Below are 20,122 nucleotides of genomic sequence, written 5' to 3'. Positions count from 1 at the left end.
AATAGAGGCTCAGGAGGATATAACATGCCAAGTATTATTGATATTTATGCACGCGAAGTCATGGACTCACGCGGTAACCCAACAATTGAAGTAGAAGTAACTACAGAATCAGGCGCATTCGGACGCGCAATGGTACCATCAGGTGCTTCAACTGGTGAACGCGAAGCGTTAGAACTTCGTGATGGTGATAAATCACGTTTCGGCGGTAAAGGTGTATTAAAAGCTGTTGCTAACGTTAACGATATCATTGCTGAAGAATTAATCGGCTTTGACGTAACACAACAAAACTTAATTGACCAAGCTACGATCGAATTAGACGGTACACCCGATAAATCAAAATTCGGTGCTAACGCAATCTTAGGTGTTTCAATGGCTTGTGCTATTGCTGCAGCTGATTTCTACGATATGCCACTTTACAAATACTTAGGTGGATTCAACGGAAAAGAATTACCTGTTCCAATGATGAACGTTATCAATGGTGGTTCACATGCTGACTCATCAGTTGATTTCCAAGAATTCATGATTATGCCAATCAGTGCAAAATCAGTTAAAGAAGCAATCCGTATGGGTGCTGAAACATTCCACGCATTAAAATCAGTATTAAAAGAAAAAGGTCATGTTACAGCTGTTGGGGACGAAGGTGGTTTCGCACCAAACTTAGCATCAAACGAAGAACCTTTAGAAGTTATTGTTGAAGCAATCAAACGCGCTGGTTTCGTACCAGGTGAAGACATCGTTCTTGCAATGGACGTTGCTGCTTCAGAATTCTACGATGTAGAAAAAGGTGTTTATGTATTAAGTAAATCAGGCGGCGAAGAATTAACAGCTGACCAAATGATCGATATGTATGAAGGATTCTTAAACAAATACCCAATCGTATCAATCGAAGATGGTTTAGGAGAACGCGACTGGGATGGATGGAAACGTCTAACAGATCGTATTGGCGACCGTTGCCAAATCGTTGGTGATGACTTATTCGTTACAAACCCTGCAATTCTTGCAGAAGGTATCGAAAAGGGAATTGCAAACTCAATCCTTATTAAAGTTAACCAAATCGGTACTTTAACAGAAACATTTGACGCTATGGAAATGGCAAAACGTGCAGGATATACATCAGTAGTTTCACACCGTTCAGGAGAAACAGAAGATGCAACAATCGCTGACATCGCAGTAGCATTTAACGCAGGTCAAATCAAAACTGGATCAATGTCACGTACAGACCGTTTAGCTAAATACAACCAATTAATCCGTATCGAAGACGAATTAGGTTCAGCAGCTAAATATTCAGGTGCTAACACTTTCTTCAATATCAAAAAATAATTAAACTTTGATGAAACTCACTCGAAAGAGTGAGTTTTTTTATGCGACAGAATCATCCCAACTCAATAAATGAAACAATATAATCTCATAAATTTGTATTGATATCGTTTTCAGCCAAGTAATACAATAAATAGCAGTTATCAAGGCTTGCATGTTACATCGGCTCATGTTAGGCTTAAGGTATGAAAAAACTCCATATATTTCTGGTAATAGGGTCCGGAAGTTTCTACTTACATCCCGTAAAGATGTAAACTATGGCAAAAGAGCCTTATCTTCATGATAGGATATTTTCACGTCTCTTTCTGCCACATATAATGGCAGTTTTTTTATATATTGAGGAAGAGGAGGACATTACGTGAAAAATATTCTCAATAAATATTTTGGGATTGAAGAAGCAGGTTCGACAATCAAACGCGAATTTGCAGGAGGGTTAACGGCATTTCTATCAATGTCATACGTTATTTTCGTTAATCCAATTATTCTAGGACAAGCAGGAATGCCGAAGGATGCAGTCTTTATCGCAACCATTATTTCCTCGGCAATTGCAATGTTAATTATGGGGCTTTATGCGAAGTTTCCTTTAGGCCTTGCACCATGTATGTCGATGAATGCATTCTTTGCTTTTAGTGTTGTCATGCAAATGGGGATTTCATGGCAAACGGCTTTGGCATCGGTGCTTGCATCGTCGATTCTATTTATTATTCTTGCTGCATCGGGGGTTCGATCGAAGATTATTAAATCGATTCCGTTGACCATTAAGCAAGCAGGAACGGTAGGTTTAGGAATTTTTATTGCTTTTGTAAGTTTTAAAAACTCAGGGATTATTGTTCCCGACCCAGGTATGTTTATTACATTTGGTGGTTTTGATAATCCTAATGTTATTATTGCTTTTGTAGGGATTATTACGGCTGCGTTTTTCTTAGTTCGTGGAAATCAATATGCTGTATTTCTCGGTATGGTTGGTGCAGCGCTTTGTGGCTTGTTGATGCGTTTAGGGGTAAATATGGGTGTATTATCAATGGCACCGGATGTAGTTGCAACTTTACCGCAATTGCCAGCAGGAAGCCCTATAGTGTTCCCTATAGAACCGATTCAGACAATGGTTAATGAAACGATGTTTGTGGCGGTGAAGGAATTACCGAACTTATTGAATCCACAAGCAATTATTGTGGTCTTAACATTCTTATTCTTAGACTTCTTTGGAACTGCAACAACATTATCCGCTGCAGCATCACAAATTCCACATATTCCACAAGAAGAATTTGAAAACAACAATCGTATTTATATGGCTGATGCCCTTGGTACTTTTGTAGGTTCTCTTTTTGGAACGTCAAATCTTTCAACCTATATCGAATCGGTATCGGGAATTATTAATGGTGGACGAACAGGGCTTATGGCAGTTGTGACTGCGGTGTTGTTCCTATTATCGATGTTCTTTTATCCTTTATTGTCACTTGTAACACCAGCCGTTACAACACCAGCGATGGTTGTGATTGGAATCTTTATGATGCAAAACATTACAAATATTGAATGGCACTCAGGTTTTGAAAATATTATTCCTGCCTTCTTAACGATTGTGATGATGCCATTAACCGGCTCGATCGCGTTAGGATTAACTTTAGGATTTATTTCCTATGAAATGTGTATGATTTTTGCGGGACGTGGTAAAGAACTTCCTAAGATTATGCACTTTATTACCCTGATTTCAATAGCATATATTTGTACGTTGTAGTATAATACTAAGTAAAATTGAAAGAAGGTACCCATGAAATTACTCGAAGAAATAATTCAAGAAAAAGGTAAAGTTAAATCTGAAGAAATTGTGGATGTGAGTTCATTCCTTAATGCTCAAGTCGATCCTAAAGTTATGGAAGCGCTTGGGAAAGATTTCGCAGATTTCTATGCAGATTATGACTTTGATTTGTTTGTAACCGTTGAGACATCGGGAATTGCTCCCAGTGTTTTCGCAGCTTTGTATGCAAACAAACCCCTAATCATTATTAAAAAAAGTTTAACTGAAAAAGATGACCCTAAGTTTATCCAACAATCATGTTTTTCATTCACAAAGAAAAACGGTTATCACTTAACCGTTCCAAAACATCTTATTGAAGGAAAACGTGTTATTCTTCTTGATGATTTCCTTGCGAAAGGAAGTGTCGTTCATAATGTGGATAAGCTTCTTACGCAAGCAGATGCATCCCTGGTTGCTACGGGTATTTGTATTTCAAAGAATTTCCAACCGGGCTATCAAATGCTCATAGATGAAGGTCATGATCTTTATTGTCAGGCTCAAATTGAATCAATTGATGTTGATTCCGGAATTATTACTTTTAAATCATAAAAAAAGAAAACAACGTTAATTAACGTTGTTTTCTTTATCTTCAAGTGGTTCATCTACGGTAATGTCATTGAAGTGAATTGAAGGCGTTTTTTCAGTTTGGGACGCTAATAATTCACGCTCTGCTTCAAGACGCTCTTGCTTAAGGCTTTCTTTTGCGGCTTTCTCAATCCGTTTGGCTTTACGTTTCGATTTCCAGACTAAATCTAAAATCAATCCGATGATGTTTGAACTTAACATCACAATTATCCAAATAAACAGACCGTTGAAGGCAATTGCATTGCCGCCAGAACGTTCTACAGAGAATGCGAGTGCCCAAAATGATGCGACCATCCCTAAAACAAAAAATACAATACCAACCCATGATCCATATTGAATCATAAAAAATGCATAAAGCGATACGACGAGTGCGAGGACTACTTCATTGAATAAAATATCCATTTGAAAGGGAACTTTAAAAACGAAGAAGGTCATTACGATAAAAGCGAGGATGGTAATGACTAGAACAGCTAGGCTTACCATCAGTTTTTGTTTGAAATTTAATTTTTTCATTGTTGACTCCTTTATTAAAATATAGCACATTTAACTTTTTTTTCACCTATTATACTGTATCATTAGAGAGAGAGGTGATTAATATGAGTAATAAATTAACGATTGAAGGATCAGGCAGTGTGTATGTAACACCTGATATGATGCGCTTTAGTTATGAATTAGTGCAAGATGGTGCATCGTATGCGAGTTCATTTGATGCCTTAAAAGCGCAATATGAGAATATCGTGAAAGCATTTAAGCGTGTGGAATTTAATACCAGTTTGATTAAGACATCAGGGATTGAAGTCTCAATCCTACAACCTTCAGATAATCAACCAAAGTTGTTCCGTTGTGTCCAAAGACTTGTATTTGAAGACAATATAAATCTTACGAAAATGTCGGAACTGTTAGATCATCTAAGAACCAGCGATGACTTTAATTTCAGTCTTTCGTATTTCTTAAAGGATTCAACGAAAGCGGATGATGATGCTTTAATACTCGCAATAAATCAAGCTACAGACAAAGCAAAATTGATTGCGGATACTTCAGGTATTCGTTTGGGTCATATTTGTGATATGGAGTACATGAATCATTCCAGTGCAAGACCGATGCACCGTATGGCAAGCGCAGATATGATGGGTTCAACCATGACCGCAAACGACTTAGCCGTTACACAATCAATTCGCATTAGTTGGGATATTAAGTAAGAGAGGAATTGTTGGCAATTCGTCTTGTGTTTCCAAATAAAAATACTACAACCGCTTCATTAGGGTGTAGTATTTTTTATGTTTTTATTATTAAATTTCAAGAAGTATGGGTACTTGTAACCGAATAAACATATCACGACGACCCGAATTGGTGTTAGGCATTTCATAAAGAACTTCACAAATATAATCCCCATTAATGATTAGGTTTTGTTCGCGGATTAGGCGATGAAACGTATGCATTGCTTTCGTTTCGTCTTCAAAGGACTGACAGAAGAAGACAGCGTAATCACCTTGTGGTAGGCTGTCATTTGCTTGCGTAGGATCCTCTACAAAAACAAATAGTTCTTTGGAATCAAATTGTTGATGAATAAAGTTATTTTGAGACATAATTGAACCAACACGATTAAATGCAGTGATGGCTTTAAGGTGGTGTTTAAAATCTCTGAGCGCATATTCATACTCATCAATGGACATTTCATATATATTTTGAGTAATGGGATATCGGTAGATATGACGTTTGTGAAATGAACTGATTTCCATCCAATGTTTATCCATGTTTTGTGTATACAAGTTTGTGGTTTCCATAAAACGATGAATGGATTGAATTTGATGAATAATCGTACGATGTGCTTCAAGAAGTGTTTCTTCTTTCGTTTTTAAAGAATTTTTTAAAGATTCAAAACTGATATTTTGTTTGAGAATGTCATGAATCTCAGAAAGATTGAAATCAAGACTTTTTAGAAATTGAATCATATCCAGGGCGGCAGACTGTTCAATTGTATAATAGCGATAATGTGTTTCTGGGTCGATTGAAGCCGGTTTAAGAAGACCGATTTCATCATAATAGCGTAATGTTTGAATGGAGACGTCATTTAATCGTGCAATTTCACCAATTCTCAACTTTTGCATAAACCCTCCTTGACTCTCACCTTACTAGAGACATTATACTATAGTTGTGAAATTAATATCAAGAAAATAGGAGGCTTAGATATGAAACACGAAAAAATACGCGTTATACAATACGGCTGTGGTAAAATGGCGGAAGTTATTGTTCGTAATTTGGTTGATCATGGAGCAGAAATCGTTGGAGCGATTGATGCGAATCCAAAATTAGTTGGGATGGATGTTGGAGACTTTGCGAATTTAGGACGTAAAACTGGCGTGCTTATTTCCGATGATGCGGAGAAGGTATTGTCTGAATGTGATGCGGATGTTGCGATTGTGACTGTATTTAGTTATATGAATGATATGTATTCAATTTTTGAGACCTGTGCAATTCACGGTGTGAACGTCATTACCACATGTGAAGAAGCAATCTATCCTTGGACAACCGCACCTTCGGAAACAAACCGTCTTGATCGTCTTGCGAAAGATTATAATATTACCATTACGGGAAGTGGCATGCAGGATATTTATTGGATTAACATGCCATGTTTAGTAGCAGGAGGCGTGAATCATATTCAAAAAATGTATGGAACGGCTAGCTATAACGTAGAAGATTACGGACTTGCATTGGCGGAAGCACATGGTGCAGGTTATGATCTTGAAAAGTTTGAAAAAGAGATTGCGCAAGCAGAAAGTTTACCAAGCTATATGTGGAATGCGGGCGAAGGAATTTGCGCGAAAATGGGATGGACCATAAAGTCAATCTCACAAAAGAGTGTTCCTTATGTGCTTGAACAAGCTATTTACTCGGCGACTTTAGGAAGAGAAATTCCAGCAGGCGATGCAATCGGTATGTCAGCCGTCACCACTATCCTGACACATCAAGGTCCAGAACTTGAAGTCCAATGTATTGGGAAAGTTTATGGTGAAAATGATGGGGATCTTTGTGAGTGGAAGATTGTCGGAGATCCAGATGTTGTATTCTCTGTAGAAAAACCCGATACTGTAGGCCATACATGTGCGACGGTTGTGAATCGTATACCACAAGTCCTTGATGCACCTGCAGGATTTATTACTGCCGAGAAACTTGAGGAAATTCATTACCTGACTTATCCAATGAATCATTACAATTAATAAAATAGAAAAAGCATACTCAGTGTATGTTTTTTTTATTTTATAACATCTGGAAAATTTCCCACAAGCTTGAATATCTTTTGGGAAATTTTCATCTATAATAGAAATGTAAACGATAACATTAATTATCGTCAAGGAGGAGAGAATGGATCGATTTATTCAATTTATTGAAGAAAAAATGGTTCCACGCGTTGCAAAGGTAACGAATACACGCTATTTTAATGCACTAAAATCGGGATTTTTGGTAATTATGCCACTCACGATTATCGGATCATTATTCTTGTTGATTACTGATTTCCCTTTACCAGGCTATGCTGAATTCATGGCTGGAATCTTTGGTACAGAATGGACATCATATTTGGACTCTGCTTATCGAGCAACGTTTAATATGATGGGATTCTTTTTAACAGGGACTATTGCATATCGACTTGCAGAAGATTATAAATTGGATGCATTATCAACAATGATATTAGCGCTCGTATCGTATATAGTAGTATTGCCGAAATCAGTTGTGGCTGAATCGGGTGAAGTTATAGGTCGTGTATTATCTTTTACATGGTTAGGAACACAAGGCGTTATAACAGCTATTATTATGGGTTTTGTTACTGTTGAGATAGTCCGGTTCTGTGTTGAGAAAAAAATGGTTATAACGATGCCGGAATCAGTACCCTCAATGGTATCTCAGTCTTTTAGTGCATTAATTCCGGGAATAGTAGTTGTAATTATTAGTCTTATTTTTGCAGGGATTGCAAAAGTTTTTGCTGGTTCATTTCCAGAATTAATATATCAGATTATCCAAATTCCGCTTGAAGGATTAACATCTTCAATTGGTGCCATTACAGTTGTAGCTGGTTTGAACGGATTCTTATGGTGGTTTGGAATTCATCCAACTGTTGTAAACTCTGTGGTCAATCCACTACTAAACGCAAACTCAGTTAAAAACTTAGAATTGTTTAAAGCTGGAAACTTGACTATGGCTACTGGAAATGTTGGTACAATACAAATGATCGATCAATTTGCAACAATAGGGGGTGCAGGGTTAACACTAGGATTAGTTATTGCAATGCTGGTAGTAGCACGCTCCTCACGTTTGAAAGCAATGTCAAAACTAGTTGGAGTACCGTCATTATTTAATATTAACGAGCCTATCATTTTCGGATTACCAGTCGTTTTTAATCCTTTGATGTTAATTCCAGTAACGATTGCACCTATGGTGTCAGTTCTCATAGCGTATTTTGCTATGATGATTGGTTTTATGCCAATGTTTAATGGTGTTATAGCTCCATGGCCAACTCCACCAATTTTTTCAGGCTTTTTGGTAGCCGGATGGCAAGGAGCAGTTGTACAAATAATTTGTATTGCTGTCTCAACAGTTATTTACTATCCATTTGTTAAGGCATTGGATAACCAATATCTTGAGGAAGAACATATTCAATAAAGTTAATGTATAATTTAAGAGAAACGGAGGAGTTGCTATGAGTTTACAAAAACAAATTTCAATTCATATACATAGTCTTACTTTTATGGAGAAAGAACTTCTCCGTAATCTCTTAGATAATTTTGAATCATTCGAATATAGGTATTTTACGATAGAAAATATTGCAGATCGATTTAACGTATCAAAAACAAGTGTTCATCGCTTTACAAAAAAACTGGGTTATGACAGTTTTACTTATTTTAAAGATGATTTTTTTGGGCGTGTCGTTCAGGATGAGGTTTTTGCATATACAAGAATTCCTTATGTAGATATGCTTACGCATACTTATGAACTGGCAACAAACACCATTACAGATGACATTGTACAAAAAATGATTAATTCAAAAAGAATTACAATTTATGGAATGGGGATGAGTAATTTTCTTGGAAAGATGTTTCAAATAAAATTACAACTTTATGGAAAAACAGCAGAGCAATACGACGATTCTCGTTTTATGAGACTATCAGCACGTGCACTGGTTCCAAAAGAAGATGTATTATTTGTCTTATCTCGTAGTGGAAGACCGCCTGAAATTGTTGAAGCAGTCGTTGAGGCAAATTTGAGAAAAATTGATATCATACTTATAACTGAAGTTCCAGATTCTCCTATCGGAATGATGGCTACTCACATTATCCAAACATCACAGAGTAAAGATCTAGATAATGATATTGATACAAGACTAAATGCACATATTGCGATGGATCTATTAATGGCAAGATTTATTGAATTAAGAGAGAAAGAAGAAGTTAGTAATGAAGAAAAGTATTAAAACCCTCGAACGAATTGGTAATGGTTCGAAAAAATGGGATAAAACCTATATTTCAAAAAGGTTTCAGATAGAAGAACCAACACAGGTTTATCCAATGTTTATTGCTGATATGGATTTTCGACATGACGATAGAATTATTGAACATTTGAAATCAATAATTGAACAAGATGATTTTGGATATTTTGACGTTACGGATTCATACTATCAGTCGATCGTCAGGTGGCATAAAGATAATCATAATCTAGCTATTAAGTCGGATTGGATTATTCCCGCCAATGGTACAATTACATCGTTACATTTTGTTATGGATACGCTGAATCAAAAAGGTAATATACTATTGATGACACCAGTCTACGGCGTATTTCAATCTATTGCCGATCATTTTGGTAAGCGTTTCAACTTTCCGTTGACATTTGAAGATAATAATTATGATATTGATTTTAAGGAGTTAGAAAATACAATTCTAACAAGTTCTATTGATACAATATTGTTTTGTAATCCACATAATCCCTCTGGAAAAGTTTGGTCCTATGGAACCGTAGAGTCATTGGTTAATCTTTGTAAGAAATATGATGTGCTTTTGGTATCAGATGAGATTCATGCTGATTTTGTTCATGAAGGATACACCTTTAATTCAATTCTTAAATTCAAAAATGATTATGACAAAATAGTTGTTAGTACTTCAGCAAATAAAACATTTAATCTATCAGGTTTGAATAGTTCCTATTTGTTGTGCCCTAATGAGTCCCTTAGAAATAAAATCCAAGCTCATTTTAATCGTTACCATATTTCCATTAATCGTATTGGGATGGAAGCGACGCGTATCGCATATGAAGAAGGATATAACTGGATGGAAACCGTGAAAGATTGTGTGGTGGACAACATCTCGTGTCTATACGACGTCATTCAGAATACAGACATGCAAGTAATTAAGCCGGAGTCAGGATACTTAGTCTGGCTATATTGTCCTCGTATTCAAGATATGGATGCTTATGTGATTGATCTTGCTCAAAGAACTGGAGTATTGTTGGAGACTGGATCCCGTTTTGTGGATAACTATAAACACTGTTTACGCATAAATGTTGCAATGGACACTGAAAGTGTAAAAGAAGCAATGAATAAATTTGTTGAGCATTACACAAACTATAAAGGAGACACAAGTGAAATCAATTAGTACGGAAAATGCACCAAAAGCTATTGGTCCTTATGTGCAAGGTAAAATGTTCGAAGGACTAATATTTACGTCGGGACAACTTGGCATAAATCCCAAAACAAATAAGCTTTGTAATGGTATTGAGGCTCAGACTCGTCAAGCTCTTGATAACTTGAGTGCAGTTCTTTTAGCAGGTGGAAGTAATATGGAATCTGTTGTTAAAACAACTGTTTTATTAACGAATATAGATGATTTTAAAGTAGTAAATGAAATCTATTCAGATTCGTTTAGAGGTGTATTCCCTGCTAGGGTAGCTTATCAGGTAGGAGCACTACCTATGGGCGGGCTAATAGAAATAGAAGCTATCGCAGTACAAGACAAATAAATCTAAGCACCTTGTATTCTAAAATGAAGAATATGAGGTGTTTTTCTTATGAAGTGATGTGTTGTGATACGCAGTGAAAATCGTTATAATGTGCGTAAGGAGGGTCCATTATGAGTAATCAAGATTTTAAGTCGGTATTTGATATTATTGGGCCAGTTATGGCCGGACCAAGTAGTTCTCACACTGCTGGTGCGGCACGGATTGGAAAGATTGCGCGCAGTATTTTTGGAGAATGTCCAGAGCGTGCTAATATTTATTTGTATGAATCGTTTGCGAAAACGTATAAAGGACATGGTACAAACGTTGCTTTAGCGGGTGGTCTTTTAGGGATGGATCCGGATGATACACGTTTGCATGAATCCTTACTTATTGCGCAAGAAGAAGGTATGAAGGTAACCTTTATTCCTTTAGTGGATAAGGTAGATCATCCAAACACAACGAAAATTGTAATGCACAAAGACGGACGTAAATGTACGGTAGTAGGGATATCAATTGGTGGCGGTAATGTTAAGATTACTGAAATCAATGGAACCAAGGTTGAAATTGACGGTGGTGTCGCTACAATCCTAATTTTCCATGAAGATTGTCCGGGAATGATTGCGAAGGTCGCAACCATCTTAAGTGAGATGCATATTAATATTGGATCTATGAAAGTAGATCGCGAAGAAAAAGGTAAGAAAGCCTATATGGTTATTGAATTGGATCAAGATGACTTAGAAACTTCACTTGATCGCTTACGATGTGTGGAGAATATTTATGAAGTTCTCTACATTGCGAAATAGGAGATATTATGTTTAAATCAATCCAAGAATTAGTTGATACAGCCACAAAACGTGGAAGTTTAGCCGAAACAATTATCGAACTTGAAATGCAACGTTCTGAAGAATCCCGTGAGGTGATTGTAGCGCGTATGGGATCTCAGTTAGACGTAATGAAGCGTACGATTGAACAGGGGAAACGTGGTGTAAAATCCACAACAGGTTTAACAGGTGGCGATGCTACAAAGATTTCTGAATATATTAACCGTGGTGAATCGATTTGTGGACCTACGGTCATGACTGCTGTTCAAAATGCTGTAGGAACCAATGAAGTGAATGCTGCGATGGGGATCATCTGTGCAACCCCTACTGCCGGAAGTGCAGGTGTTGTACCGGGAGTATTATCCGCAATTTCAGAGCGGTATACTTTGACCCGAGAGCAGGAAATTAATTTCTTGTTTGTAGCTGGAGGGTTTGGTTTGGTGGTTGCGAATAATGCTTCTATTTCGGGAGCTACGGGAGGATGCCAAGCAGAGATTGGTAGTGCGAGTGCAATGGCTAGTGCTGCAGTTGTGGATGTTTTAGGGGGTAGTCCGAGGATGTGTGCTCATGCTTTTGCGATGACCATTAAAAATATGCTGGGTCTTATTTGTGATCCCGTTGCAGGTCTTGTGGAAGTACCCTGTGTTAAACGGAATGCTTTAGGAGCATCCCAAGCTTTAGTTTCTGCGGATATGGCTCTTGCAGGTGTTGAGAGTGCTTTGACTCCCGATACGGTTGTGGAAGCGATGTATAAAGTAGGGAAAGAGTTACCGAGTAAATTCCGAGAAACCGGAGAAGGTGGACTTGCTGACACGATTGAAGGTAGAGCGCTTGCGGAAGCAATATTTGGAAACGAGAAGACTGAATAATCAGTCTTTTTTTTCATTAAGCACAAAAATACACCCGTTTAGGTCGTATGAGCACTATTCTACATAAAAATTTGGTAGGATACCCTTATATTCTAAGGAGAAGATGATGATTCAAATTAAAAATTTACAGGATAACAGTAATATTGTGGAAGTAGCTTCCATGGGATGCTTTAAAGTGTTGGAATACCAAAAAGACTTAAGTGTTAATGCAGAAAGTGCAATTGCAGCATACTATGCATCCGAAATGAATATACGTAAACGCCAAGTCTATATTCAACTTCAAAATCAAGCCGTTACGGTGAGTGCCGGTGCCATGCAATGGTCTGCAGGTGATGTGAAAATGGGGGCAGACGTAAAAGGTGTTGGTGATTTTATTGGGAAAGCAATCAAAGGTTCTGTAACCAAAGAATCCGCAGCAAAACCTCGCTATTCAGGAACAGGATATGTGATGTTAGAACCTACATACAAACACATCTTGCTTGAACGTGTAGAAGATTGGGGTAAGATTGTGCTTGAAGATGGCTTATTCCTAGCCTGCGATTCAGATATCAAACAAAAAGTAGTATCACGTGGTAATTTCTCATCAGCAATGATGGGTGGCGAAGGTCTATTCAACCTTGCGTTAGAAGGTCACGGAGTAGCCGTTCTTGAAAGTCCAGTTCCACGTGAAGAACTGATTGTTGTGGAACTTCAAGATGATGAAATTCGAATCGATGGAAACTTTGCGATTGCTTGGTCAGGATCATTGGAATTCCGTGTAGAAAAATCCACAAAAAGCTTAATGGGTTCTGCTGTTTCTGGAGAAGGATTTGTGAATGTATATCGCGGTACAGGTAAAGTCTTGCTTGCACCGATTGCCTAAAAGAGTCTTTGACTCTTTTTTTTGTATCCTTTGTGTACATATTGATAACGGACGCTACCTAAAAACCTATCATTATGGTATATTTTCATTAGAAAAGAGGTGATGTGATGAATTCGAATAAAATAAGTCTAAATATTCAGATAGAACCTACAATGGAAAAGGATTTAAAAAACCTCCAGCAGTTATGGGCGGACCCCAAAATAATGTATCACGTGGGTTTTAAAGAGGGATTGGTGATGGATGATGAAGCGATGTCCACCTGGCATAAACAAATTCATGAGAACCCAAACACGTTTCATTTTAGTGTTTACCAAAATACGGAATACGTTGGTGAACTTTTTTATCGTGTTGTGGAATCATATGTGCAACTTGATATTAAATTGTATCATCGTTTCCATTTAGGTGGGTATGCACTCAGTTGGTTGATTCATCACGTTTTAAAGAATACCTCTTGCACAAATCTTTATGTCGATCCAAGTCCAGATAATCACATCGCGATTCATTTGTATAAATCACTTGGTTTTATTGAAGTTGATCCTCCTGAAGGATATCGACCAAGTCCAATGCTTCTTGAATTAAGTTGGGAACGCTTTAAACCAAATCAATTATTTTTAGAATCGATCATTAAATTAAGACCCTTCCGCCATGTGGATTTACCACGAGTATGGGAGTTATCTGCAAAGGAAGCACATTATGCATGGTGTGATTTGGATGCACCTTATTTTGAGGAATACCAACAAATGTCTCTTCGTGAATTTATTGAAAATGAAGCGCCTTTCTATCTCAACAATCCAAGATCTTTGGTGATTCTCTACGATGATGTTATTATTGGTCGTGCTTCGCTTTATTGGCAAGATCAACGAACCCGTTGGATGAATAGTGGTTTTGATATTTTTGATGAAAGATATTGGTCAAAGGGAATTGGAACTGTTGTAATGAAACAATTGATTCAAGAAGCGTTTATGTATTATGAGATAGAACGTATTGGCTTTGTAACATGGTCTGGGAATGCGAGAATGCAACGCATTGGCGACAAATTAGGATTGAAGCGTGAAGCAGTTATCCAGAAGGCACGGTATTATAAAGGTGTCTACTATGATTCAGTGTCATATGGTATAACCCGTACGCAATGGGCTTTAAGAAGTCACGAATTATATCGAGCTACTGACTGGTCGATTTATAAAATTCCTGAAGTCATAACGCATCTCCAAAATGATTTTCAGTCTTTAACACTTACTGAGGATCAAGGTCTTATCACTGTAGGATCACCTCAAGCATACCTAGGTTTTATAGTTTATGAAATTGCTGGTGAAACAAGTCTTAAAATACATCAAATTGAAATACTAAAAACTTCAACCGATTCAGTTTTAATTGAAATTATGATAGATTGTGTTGAACAGATTGCAATACGCCGACAAATTCCTTATATTATTATAGAATCGTCGTTTAAGAAGGAGCTAGAAGGTTTTAAGCTACTTAAAACAGAAGGTTTATTCATTAAAACGATGCATTACAATGAACCAAGGAGTTAAAGACATGTATACAATCACGATTATTAGTCATCATCAGGATCTTGATATTTTGGATTGTCTAGATCCGACATGGTGTGTGAAATATGTACATACGTTTCCACTTCAGTCAGAGGATACGGATTGTTTTTTAGTTGATATTGACTATTGTGATCATGATGGTGCAGCATTAATTTCGTGGCTCAATCAAAATTACCACAAACCCATCGTCATCTTAACAACACGATATCGTCCGAAGCGCACCTTGGAACTTTTAGTTCAAGGGGCACAAGATTATTTGGTTGAACCTTACAATTGTGAGATTGCAAGCCAACGTATTACAAGATTAATTGAAGCTTATGAGAAAAGAAAACACATCTAACGATGTGTTTTCTTTACGCCTTCTTTAGCGTGAATCATATGAGTAATTGCTAAACATACGGGTGTAGCGATACCATGTTTCGTTCCAAGACGTGCAATGGCACCGTTGAGATAGTCAATTTCTGTTTTACGTCCTGCAGCCATATCTTGATATAGGGAAGGATAATGATTGCCAGCCTTTTGAGGGTCGTATACAGCTTCGATTTTTGATACCAAGGCATCCTTATCAAGCACAATTCCTTCTGCATTCGCAACCGCAATTACTTCATCGACCACAAGTTCAGTGAGGATGCGATTGTTTTCATAATGTCCATACTCTGCAACATTACAGTCAATCAGTGTACAGTATGTATTCAGTACGGAATTCAAAGCAACTTTATTCCAAATAGATTGTTTCACATCATCACTGTAAATAACATTGAGGCCTGCTTGGTTTAAAGTCTCAAGGAGTCTTTCATTAAATGATGATGGAATTTGATGAACTTGTTGGAGTTCAATAGCACCGGTTCCCACAGCATCAACGATTCCTGGACCACCAAGACCTGAAGTCCATACCGTAACACCTAAAAAGATATTCTCTTTGGGAACATAACGTTCGATCACCTCTACATTACCCAATCCATTCAGTAAACAGATAACACGTGTTGTATCTGTAATTACGTGTTTAATGTCTTGCATCATGGCATCAAGATGCATCGCTTTGGTAAAGACAAACACAAGGTCAAAGGTTCCTTCGACTTGATTTGGTGAAACGGCGGGAATATGAACAAACCCTTCATCAACACCATCAATAATCATCTTGAGTCCATGTTCGTTGATTGCGTCACGATGTGCTTGCCACCCATCCGCAAAAACAATGTCATTACCACTACGGTGTAATAAGGCACCAAAACGAGCACCCATGGCACCCGCACCTGCAAATAATATTTTCATTACAATCTCCTTTTTACTTCACAAGTATTGTATCATCATCCAGGAAATTAAGAGTGAGGTGTGCACATAAAAAGCAGCCGACGGACTCAGCTGCTTTTTAAATAAGGACTAGACGACAGTTTTCTCCACATGTGAAGGAGGATAACCAAATAAGTGTTTAAATATTTTGGTAAAATAAGAAGTAGAATTATAGCCACAGGCTTTAGCGACCTCTCCCACACGTAGGTTTGACTCACTTAATAGTTCATAAGCATAATGACACCTTACCTCATTGAGGTAGTTATCGATCGTAGTATCCGTTTCCTCTTTAAAAAGACGACAGTAATAAAACTTACTGATACCAATATCACGACATATTTGATCAAGTGTTAATTCCTCTTTGTAATTTTTATGCATATATTGAATTCCTTGTTTCACAATATCAATTTTAGAGTGTTTTCGATCGGTGTGAACAGGGATTCGTGGTTGATATTTAACCAGCATATCAAAAAGCGAATACGTTAAGGGACTGAGTGATGATGTGGTGTCATTAAGGCTTGCATCGTATTCAAGTGATATAACATGCAACATGGCTACAAGTTCTGGCCTCAGTGATACCGTTTTAAACTGTTTGTGTTCTAAATCAAGATTAAAATTCTCAGGATAACGATGATCAATGATATAGCGATCCAGTGTTATTCCTTCTGTTTTTGGTACAATACGTCGTGTTTGACCGGGGTTGATAAAAACGACGGTGTCTTTCATTGCTGTAAAGACCTCATCCTCAATATCAATCTCACAAAGACCGGTTTTGACTAAGATGATTTCAAAGTCATTATGCCAGTAAAAAGCATTGGTTGCAGTTGAAAGATCAAACTCACAATGTTCCACAATCAATGGCGAATCTGCACGACTAAAACTATAATGTTCGAAATAAAGATTATTCATACCCTAGCACCCCTAAACAATTCTTTATATATCATTATCTTATAATTTCAGTATAGACTTGCTTTTATCAAGTGTCAAGTAAACGCTTACAATTTTCAAAGTGTTCACAATAAATGCGTAGTATATTATCTATTTTAGCGGTAAATCGATATATTTTGTCATTTCTTTGATTCATTTCACAAATTGAACATGCATTTAAAAGATAGGAATCTTGCTCTTAAAAAAAACCAAATCTTTTGATTTGGTTAGAATTTTGAACTGAGGTAGGCAATTCCGAGATCAATCGTTGCTTTGATGGCGTCTTCATGCGTACGTTCAAAGCTGTGAGATGCATCAACACCAGGACCGATGAGTCCTGCTTTAAAATCATAACCTGCACGTAATGCAGCGGAAGCATCTGATCCGTAATAAGGATAAATATCAATTTTGTGAGGGATGTTGTTTTGTGAAGCAAGCGCTACAAGACGTTTACGAAGATCGTAATCATAAGGACCGCTGCTATCTTTTGCACAGATTGTTACTGAGAATTCGTCTGAAGTTTGTCCTTGTCCAGGTGCTGCCATATCGACTGCAATGAATTCAAATGTCTTTTCAGGGATTGCGGCACTAGAGCCATGTCCTACTTCTTCAAAGGTAGAGATAAAGAAATTGGTCGTGTAGCTTGGTTTTGTTTTTGTGGATACAAAATGTTCGGCCATACCAAATAACGCGATAACACATGCTTTATCGTCGAGATGACGAGATTTGATAAAGCCACTATCTGTAATCTTGCAGCGTGGATCCAAATGAACATAGTCTCCAACATTAATCCCTAAAGCAACAACATCATCATGTGTCTTAACTTTTTCGTCAATACGTACTTCTAAGTTTTTTTGTGTACGTTCTGTTGTTGAGGTTAAAGCACCATGGACGTGAGACGATGCGACATTGGTAAGAATAGTACCGGTATAAAAACTTCCTGATAGGGTTTCAATTGCGACATGTTCACCTTCGATGGTAGCCCAGGCATAACCCCCTAATTGAGTAAGACGAAGCTTACCATCAGATGTAATCTCTTTAACAAGACAACCAAGTGTATCCACGTGTGCGGATAAGGTAACTTCTTTTTCAGTACATTCCCCTTCTAAACTTGCGATTAGGGCCCCTTTGACGGTTCGACGTGTTTTTAAACCAAGTGCTTTAAAGCGTTCTTCACAGAATAACACTGCTTCTTCAGTGTTCCCAGTAGGACTTTTAATATTTAAAAGTGTTTCTAAATCATGGATAAGATGTTTCATAAGTGTCTCCTTTATAATACAAGTATTATGCCATAGATGAAGTTTTAAGCATAGGTTATCCATAAAAAAAAGAGCATGAAGCACGCTCTAAATTACAAATCCAATAATCATAATTGTTTTTTCTTGGCTTGGGTCAAAATATTCATAACGTTCCAAGATTACCTTCGGTTGACGCTCCGCCTCTATGACATTAGCCTGTTTTAAATGATCCCATGCGAAATCAACAAGGGGTGTTTCAAAGAGTTCACCATTTTGTGTTGAACCTTCTATAAACACATTAACGAGGACCCCATTAGGTAAGGGATAACTGTCATAGGATGCCGGTACTGGTGCATCACTTCTGAAAATTTGCCCGATCCAATAAGCATCATCTTCCGCCACCAAACCGATGGGTGATGCATAATGGGGTGCACTTTCCTTCATGACATCTTCAAATAAATCCCCTTCAAACCATGTTTTCCATTGGTTTTGATACATACCGTTTTCTTGATCCGCCTCTGTATATCGTGTTCCAATTATTTTTAGGGAATGATGTACAACTTCATTTTCCAACTCAACAACCTTTAACATAATCAAAATCTCCAATCTCTTTCAATTATCATACGCTACATGAGGCGGTCCTTCAATTATTATTTTCGGTTTTGAGAGGAGGGTGTTATAATACTTATAGGAGTGCGATCACAATGAAAGATTCAAAAAAAATCATGATTTGGTCCGTAGAAATTCTTGTTTGCGCAATCTTTTTTATGGTTTTTGACCTTGAAGTTAAGATAACAGGAATTGTGGTAATTATTTTTGTGTTTATTATGTTGAACGAACATTTTCTTTATGGCTTATTAGGTCTGAAAGATGAAGAACGCAAGTAGTTAGTTTTTATAATTGGTATTCTATATTTCTTGTGTTTTAAGTAATCTTGTGTTAATCTCATATATCAAAGAGGTGATTTTATGGGAACAATCGTAACAATCGGTGGGGGCACCGATGTATTTGGTAGTGCACCCGCAATTGAAAAGGAATTAGTGGACATGACACGTAAGGCGAAACCACGTGTCTTGGTATTACCAACCGCAAGCTCTGATGGTGTTGAATATATTGAGGCGCTTACACAACGATTTGAAGCACTTGGTTGTGATGTGGATGTATTAAAACTTGTTTCGGAGTCTCCATCCCAAGCTGTGATTCAGTATAAACTATTAAATACTGATTTAATTTATGTTGGTGGTGGCGATACACGCATGATGGTTAAGGTTTGGCGTCAACGTGGTGTTGATCATGTCTTAAAAGATGCTTATCATCGCGGTATTATTCTTGCGGGACTTAGTGCTGGATCAAACTGTTGGTATCAATACAGTCATAGTGATTCCGAATCGTTCCATAATAAAGAGGATTGGAAGTTTATCATGACTTCATGTCTTGGTTTTATTCAAGCGGTTCATGTACCCCATTATAATGAACCGGGACGTGATACCTTTGATGAGTTTTATAAAGCTTATCCGACAATGCCAGGGATTGCTTTGGAAGATGGAGTTGCAATGATTTATGAAGGTTCAAAAGCACATATTTTTAAAGAACATAATCATTGTAAAGCGTATGTATTTACACATGTTGAAGGATTAGTTCAAAAGCATGAACTTCACGAAGATGATGTCCTTGAAATCGAAATTAATATATAAAAAACAGTTAGCCGTTTCAAATGGAACGCTAACTGTTTTTTTGTATATAAGCATAAAAAAAACCACTCGAAAGTGGTGTAATAAACTCAATGGTGCTCCGTCACGGGCTCGAACCGTGGACCCACTGATTAAGAGTCAGTTGCTCTACCGACTGAGCTAACGGAGCGTTTGCCTTTATATTATAACGCTATGA

General features: G+C 37.3%; 22 protein-coding genes, 1 tRNA gene and 1 riboswitch. Of the genes, 16 read left to right on the top strand and 7 right to left on the bottom strand.

Features of this window, described 5'->3' with window-relative positions:
• Positions 1–24: 24 nt before the first annotated feature.
• The 3 genes from eno to LLS04_RS01445 all read left to right on the top strand — a co-directional run bounded on the left by eno (position 25) and on the right by LLS04_RS01445 (position 3,661).
• A complete protein-coding gene (gene eno, locus LLS04_RS01455; RefSeq protein ID WP_323611524.1) occupies positions 25–1,320 on the top strand; it encodes a phosphopyruvate hydratase in 1,296 nt (431 codons plus the stop codon).
• Between the two features lie 173 nt (positions 1,321–1,493).
• Positions 1,494–1,595: riboswitch (purine riboswitch) on the top strand.
• An 80-nt stretch (positions 1,596–1,675) separates the two neighbouring features.
• Entirely contained in the window at positions 1,676–3,052 is a 1,377-nt protein-coding gene (locus LLS04_RS01450; RefSeq protein WP_323611523.1) for an NCS2 family permease, read from the top strand.
• 33 nt (positions 3,053–3,085) lie between these two features.
• On the top strand, positions 3,086–3,661 hold the full coding sequence (locus LLS04_RS01445; protein WP_323611521.1) for a phosphoribosyltransferase family protein: 576 nt from the start codon (positions 3,086–3,088) through the stop codon (positions 3,659–3,661).
• Positions 3,662–3,676: 15 nt separating this feature from the next.
• Here LLS04_RS01445 and LLS04_RS01440 read toward each other — a convergent pair whose 3' ends face one another.
• Positions 3,677–4,210 carry a hypothetical protein gene (locus LLS04_RS01440; protein ID WP_323611520.1) on the bottom strand — a complete coding sequence of 178 codons (534 nt, stop codon included), beginning with the start codon at positions 4,208–4,210 and terminating at the stop codon, positions 3,677–3,679.
• Positions 4,211–4,293: 83 nt separating this feature from the next.
• Between LLS04_RS01440 and LLS04_RS01435 the strand changes: the two genes are divergently transcribed.
• Positions 4,294–4,896 carry an SIMPL domain-containing protein gene (locus LLS04_RS01435; RefSeq protein ID WP_323611518.1) on the top strand — a complete coding sequence of 201 codons (603 nt, stop codon included), beginning with the start codon at positions 4,294–4,296 and terminating at the stop codon, positions 4,894–4,896.
• Between the two features lie 90 nt (positions 4,897–4,986).
• On the opposite strand, the gene LLS04_RS01430 is transcribed toward LLS04_RS01435, so the two are convergent.
• A complete protein-coding gene (locus tag LLS04_RS01430) occupies positions 4,987–5,805 on the bottom strand; it encodes a MerR family transcriptional regulator (protein ID WP_323611516.1) in 819 nt (272 codons plus the stop codon).
• 81 nt (positions 5,806–5,886) lie between these two features.
• Here LLS04_RS01430 and LLS04_RS01425 point away from each other — a divergent pair, with 81 nt between their 5' ends.
• The 10 genes from LLS04_RS01425 to LLS04_RS01380 all read left to right on the top strand — a co-directional run bounded on the left by LLS04_RS01425 (position 5,887) and on the right by LLS04_RS01380 (position 15,120).
• Positions 5,887–6,915 carry an NAD(P)H-dependent amine dehydrogenase family protein gene (locus LLS04_RS01425; RefSeq protein ID WP_323611515.1) on the top strand — a complete coding sequence of 343 codons (1,029 nt, stop codon included), beginning with the start codon at positions 5,887–5,889 and terminating at the stop codon, positions 6,913–6,915.
• A 145-nt stretch (positions 6,916–7,060) separates the two neighbouring features.
• Positions 7,061–8,353 (top strand): PTS sugar transporter subunit IIC, encoded by a 1,293-nt coding sequence (locus tag LLS04_RS01420; RefSeq protein WP_003774904.1) that lies wholly within the window; start codon positions 7,061–7,063, stop codon positions 8,351–8,353.
• Between the two features lie 37 nt (positions 8,354–8,390).
• Entirely contained in the window at positions 8,391–9,161 is a 771-nt protein-coding gene (locus LLS04_RS01415) for a MurR/RpiR family transcriptional regulator (RefSeq protein ID WP_323611511.1), read from the top strand.
• Positions 9,145–10,335, top strand: a complete 1,191-nt coding sequence (locus LLS04_RS01410; RefSeq protein WP_323611509.1) for a MalY/PatB family protein — start codon at positions 9,145–9,147, stop codon at positions 10,333–10,335. The genes LLS04_RS01415 and LLS04_RS01410 overlap by 17 nt, the downstream gene beginning before the upstream one ends.
• On the top strand, positions 10,322–10,699 hold the full coding sequence (locus LLS04_RS01405) for a Rid family detoxifying hydrolase (protein ID WP_323611507.1): 378 nt from the start codon (positions 10,322–10,324) through the stop codon (positions 10,697–10,699). Before LLS04_RS01410 ends, LLS04_RS01405 begins: the two co-directional genes overlap by 14 nt.
• 110 nt (positions 10,700–10,809) lie before the next feature.
• On the top strand, positions 10,810–11,481 hold the full coding sequence (gene sdaAB, locus LLS04_RS01400; protein ID WP_323611504.1) for an L-serine ammonia-lyase, iron-sulfur-dependent subunit beta: 672 nt from the start codon (positions 10,810–10,812) through the stop codon (positions 11,479–11,481).
• A gap of 8 nt (positions 11,482–11,489) precedes the next feature.
• Positions 11,490–12,368 carry an L-serine ammonia-lyase, iron-sulfur-dependent, subunit alpha gene (sdaAA, locus tag LLS04_RS01395; RefSeq protein ID WP_323611503.1) on the top strand — a complete coding sequence of 293 codons (879 nt, stop codon included), beginning with the start codon at positions 11,490–11,492 and terminating at the stop codon, positions 12,366–12,368.
• A 106-nt stretch (positions 12,369–12,474) separates the two neighbouring features.
• Positions 12,475–13,230: an AIM24 family protein gene (locus tag LLS04_RS01390; RefSeq protein ID WP_123244896.1), complete on the top strand. Its 756-nt coding sequence runs from the start codon at positions 12,475–12,477 to the stop codon at positions 13,228–13,230.
• 107 nt (positions 13,231–13,337) lie between these two features.
• Positions 13,338–14,762: a GNAT family N-acetyltransferase gene (locus LLS04_RS01385; RefSeq protein WP_323611501.1), complete on the top strand. Its 1,425-nt coding sequence runs from the start codon at positions 13,338–13,340 to the stop codon at positions 14,760–14,762.
• A gap of 4 nt (positions 14,763–14,766) precedes the next feature.
• A complete protein-coding gene (locus LLS04_RS01380) occupies positions 14,767–15,120 on the top strand; it encodes a response regulator (RefSeq protein ID WP_323611500.1) in 354 nt (117 codons plus the stop codon).
• Here the strand turns inward: LLS04_RS01380 and LLS04_RS01375 are convergent.
• From LLS04_RS01375 to LLS04_RS01360, 4 genes are all read right to left on the bottom strand, one after another.
• Entirely contained in the window at positions 15,117–16,052 is a 936-nt protein-coding gene (locus LLS04_RS01375; protein WP_323611498.1) for a 2-dehydropantoate 2-reductase, read from the bottom strand. The two genes, LLS04_RS01380 and LLS04_RS01375, sit on opposite strands and share 4 nt — an antisense overlap.
• A 108-nt stretch (positions 16,053–16,160) precedes the next feature.
• Complete coding sequence (locus LLS04_RS01370; RefSeq protein ID WP_323611496.1) at positions 16,161–16,979, bottom strand: AraC family transcriptional regulator; 819 nt, start codon at positions 16,977–16,979, stop codon at positions 16,161–16,163.
• A 245-nt stretch (positions 16,980–17,224) separates the two neighbouring features.
• Positions 17,225–18,256 carry a M42 family metallopeptidase gene (locus LLS04_RS01365; protein ID WP_323611494.1) on the bottom strand — a complete coding sequence of 344 codons (1,032 nt, stop codon included), beginning with the start codon at positions 18,254–18,256 and terminating at the stop codon, positions 17,225–17,227.
• Positions 18,257–18,343: 87 nt separating this feature from the next.
• Complete coding sequence (locus tag LLS04_RS01360; RefSeq protein ID WP_323611492.1) at positions 18,344–18,826, bottom strand: hypothetical protein; 483 nt, start codon at positions 18,824–18,826, stop codon at positions 18,344–18,346.
• Between the two features lie 113 nt (positions 18,827–18,939).
• Between LLS04_RS01360 and LLS04_RS01355 the strand changes: the two genes are divergently transcribed.
• Both LLS04_RS01355 and LLS04_RS01350 read left to right on the top strand, forming a co-directional pair.
• Positions 18,940–19,122, top strand: a complete 183-nt coding sequence (locus LLS04_RS01355; RefSeq protein ID WP_003774925.1) for a hypothetical protein — start codon at positions 18,940–18,942, stop codon at positions 19,120–19,122.
• An 81-nt stretch (positions 19,123–19,203) separates the two neighbouring features.
• Positions 19,204–19,929 (top strand): Type 1 glutamine amidotransferase-like domain-containing protein, encoded by a 726-nt coding sequence (locus tag LLS04_RS01350; protein WP_323611490.1) that lies wholly within the window; start codon positions 19,204–19,206, stop codon positions 19,927–19,929.
• A 90-nt stretch (positions 19,930–20,019) separates the two neighbouring features.
• Here LLS04_RS01350 and LLS04_RS01345 read toward each other — a convergent pair.
• Positions 20,020–20,095 (bottom strand) — tRNA-Lys (locus tag LLS04_RS01345).
• Between the last annotated feature and the right edge of the window lie 27 nt (positions 20,096–20,122).

Source organism: Erysipelothrix enhydrae (genome assembly GCF_035066605.1).
GTDB classification, from domain to species: domain Bacteria; phylum Bacillota_I; class Bacilli_A; order Erysipelotrichales; family Erysipelotrichaceae; genus Erysipelothrix; species Erysipelothrix amsterdamensis.
The sequence above is the reverse complement of the archived record's forward strand: the minus strand, read 5'-3'. Positions and strand labels throughout refer to the sequence as shown.

Bases quoted from the DNA above. Each gene is read 5' to 3' on its own strand.
- LLS04_RS01410 (WP_323611509.1), top strand. From the start codon at position 9,145: ATGAAGAAAAGTATTAAAACCCTCGAACGAATTGGTAATGGTTCGAAA.
- LLS04_RS01430 (WP_323611516.1), bottom strand. From the start codon at position 5,805: ATGCAAAAGTTGAGAATTGGTGAAATTGCACGATTAAATGACGTCTCC.
- LLS04_RS01350 (WP_323611490.1), top strand. From the start codon at position 19,204: ATGGGAACAATCGTAACAATCGGTGGGGGCACCGATGTATTTGGTAGT.
- sdaAA (WP_323611503.1), top strand. From the start codon at position 11,490: ATGTTTAAATCAATCCAAGAATTAGTTGATACAGCCACAAAACGTGGA.
- LLS04_RS01420 (WP_003774904.1), top strand. From the start codon at position 7,061: ATGGATCGATTTATTCAATTTATTGAAGAAAAAATGGTTCCACGCGTT.
- LLS04_RS01435 (WP_323611518.1), top strand. From the start codon at position 4,294: ATGAGTAATAAATTAACGATTGAAGGATCAGGCAGTGTGTATGTAACA.
- LLS04_RS01375 (WP_323611498.1), bottom strand. From the start codon at position 16,052: ATGAAAATATTATTTGCAGGTGCGGGTGCCATGGGTGCTCGTTTTGGT.
- eno (WP_323611524.1), top strand. From the start codon at position 25: ATGCCAAGTATTATTGATATTTATGCACGCGAAGTCATGGACTCACGC.
- LLS04_RS01360 (WP_323611492.1), bottom strand. From the start codon at position 18,826: ATGTTAAAGGTTGTTGAGTTGGAAAATGAAGTTGTACATCATTCCCTA.
- LLS04_RS01440 (WP_323611520.1), bottom strand. From the start codon at position 4,210: ATGAAAAAATTAAATTTCAAACAAAAACTGATGGTAAGCCTAGCTGTT.
- LLS04_RS01370 (WP_323611496.1), bottom strand. From the start codon at position 16,979: ATGAATAATCTTTATTTCGAACATTATAGTTTTAGTCGTGCAGATTCG.
- LLS04_RS01355 (WP_003774925.1), top strand. From the start codon at position 18,940: ATGAAAGATTCAAAAAAAATCATGATTTGGTCCGTAGAAATTCTTGTT.
- LLS04_RS01385 (WP_323611501.1), top strand. From the start codon at position 13,338: ATGAATTCGAATAAAATAAGTCTAAATATTCAGATAGAACCTACAATG.
- LLS04_RS01425 (WP_323611515.1), top strand. From the start codon at position 5,887: ATGAAACACGAAAAAATACGCGTTATACAATACGGCTGTGGTAAAATG.
- sdaAB (WP_323611504.1), top strand. From the start codon at position 10,810: ATGAGTAATCAAGATTTTAAGTCGGTATTTGATATTATTGGGCCAGTT.
- LLS04_RS01445 (WP_323611521.1), top strand. From the start codon at position 3,086: ATGAAATTACTCGAAGAAATAATTCAAGAAAAAGGTAAAGTTAAATCT.
- LLS04_RS01390 (WP_123244896.1), top strand. From the start codon at position 12,475: ATGATTCAAATTAAAAATTTACAGGATAACAGTAATATTGTGGAAGTA.
- LLS04_RS01380 (WP_323611500.1), top strand. From the start codon at position 14,767: ATGTATACAATCACGATTATTAGTCATCATCAGGATCTTGATATTTTG.
- LLS04_RS01365 (WP_323611494.1), bottom strand. From the start codon at position 18,256: ATGAAACATCTTATCCATGATTTAGAAACACTTTTAAATATTAAAAGT.
- LLS04_RS01415 (WP_323611511.1), top strand. From the start codon at position 8,391: ATGAGTTTACAAAAACAAATTTCAATTCATATACATAGTCTTACTTTT.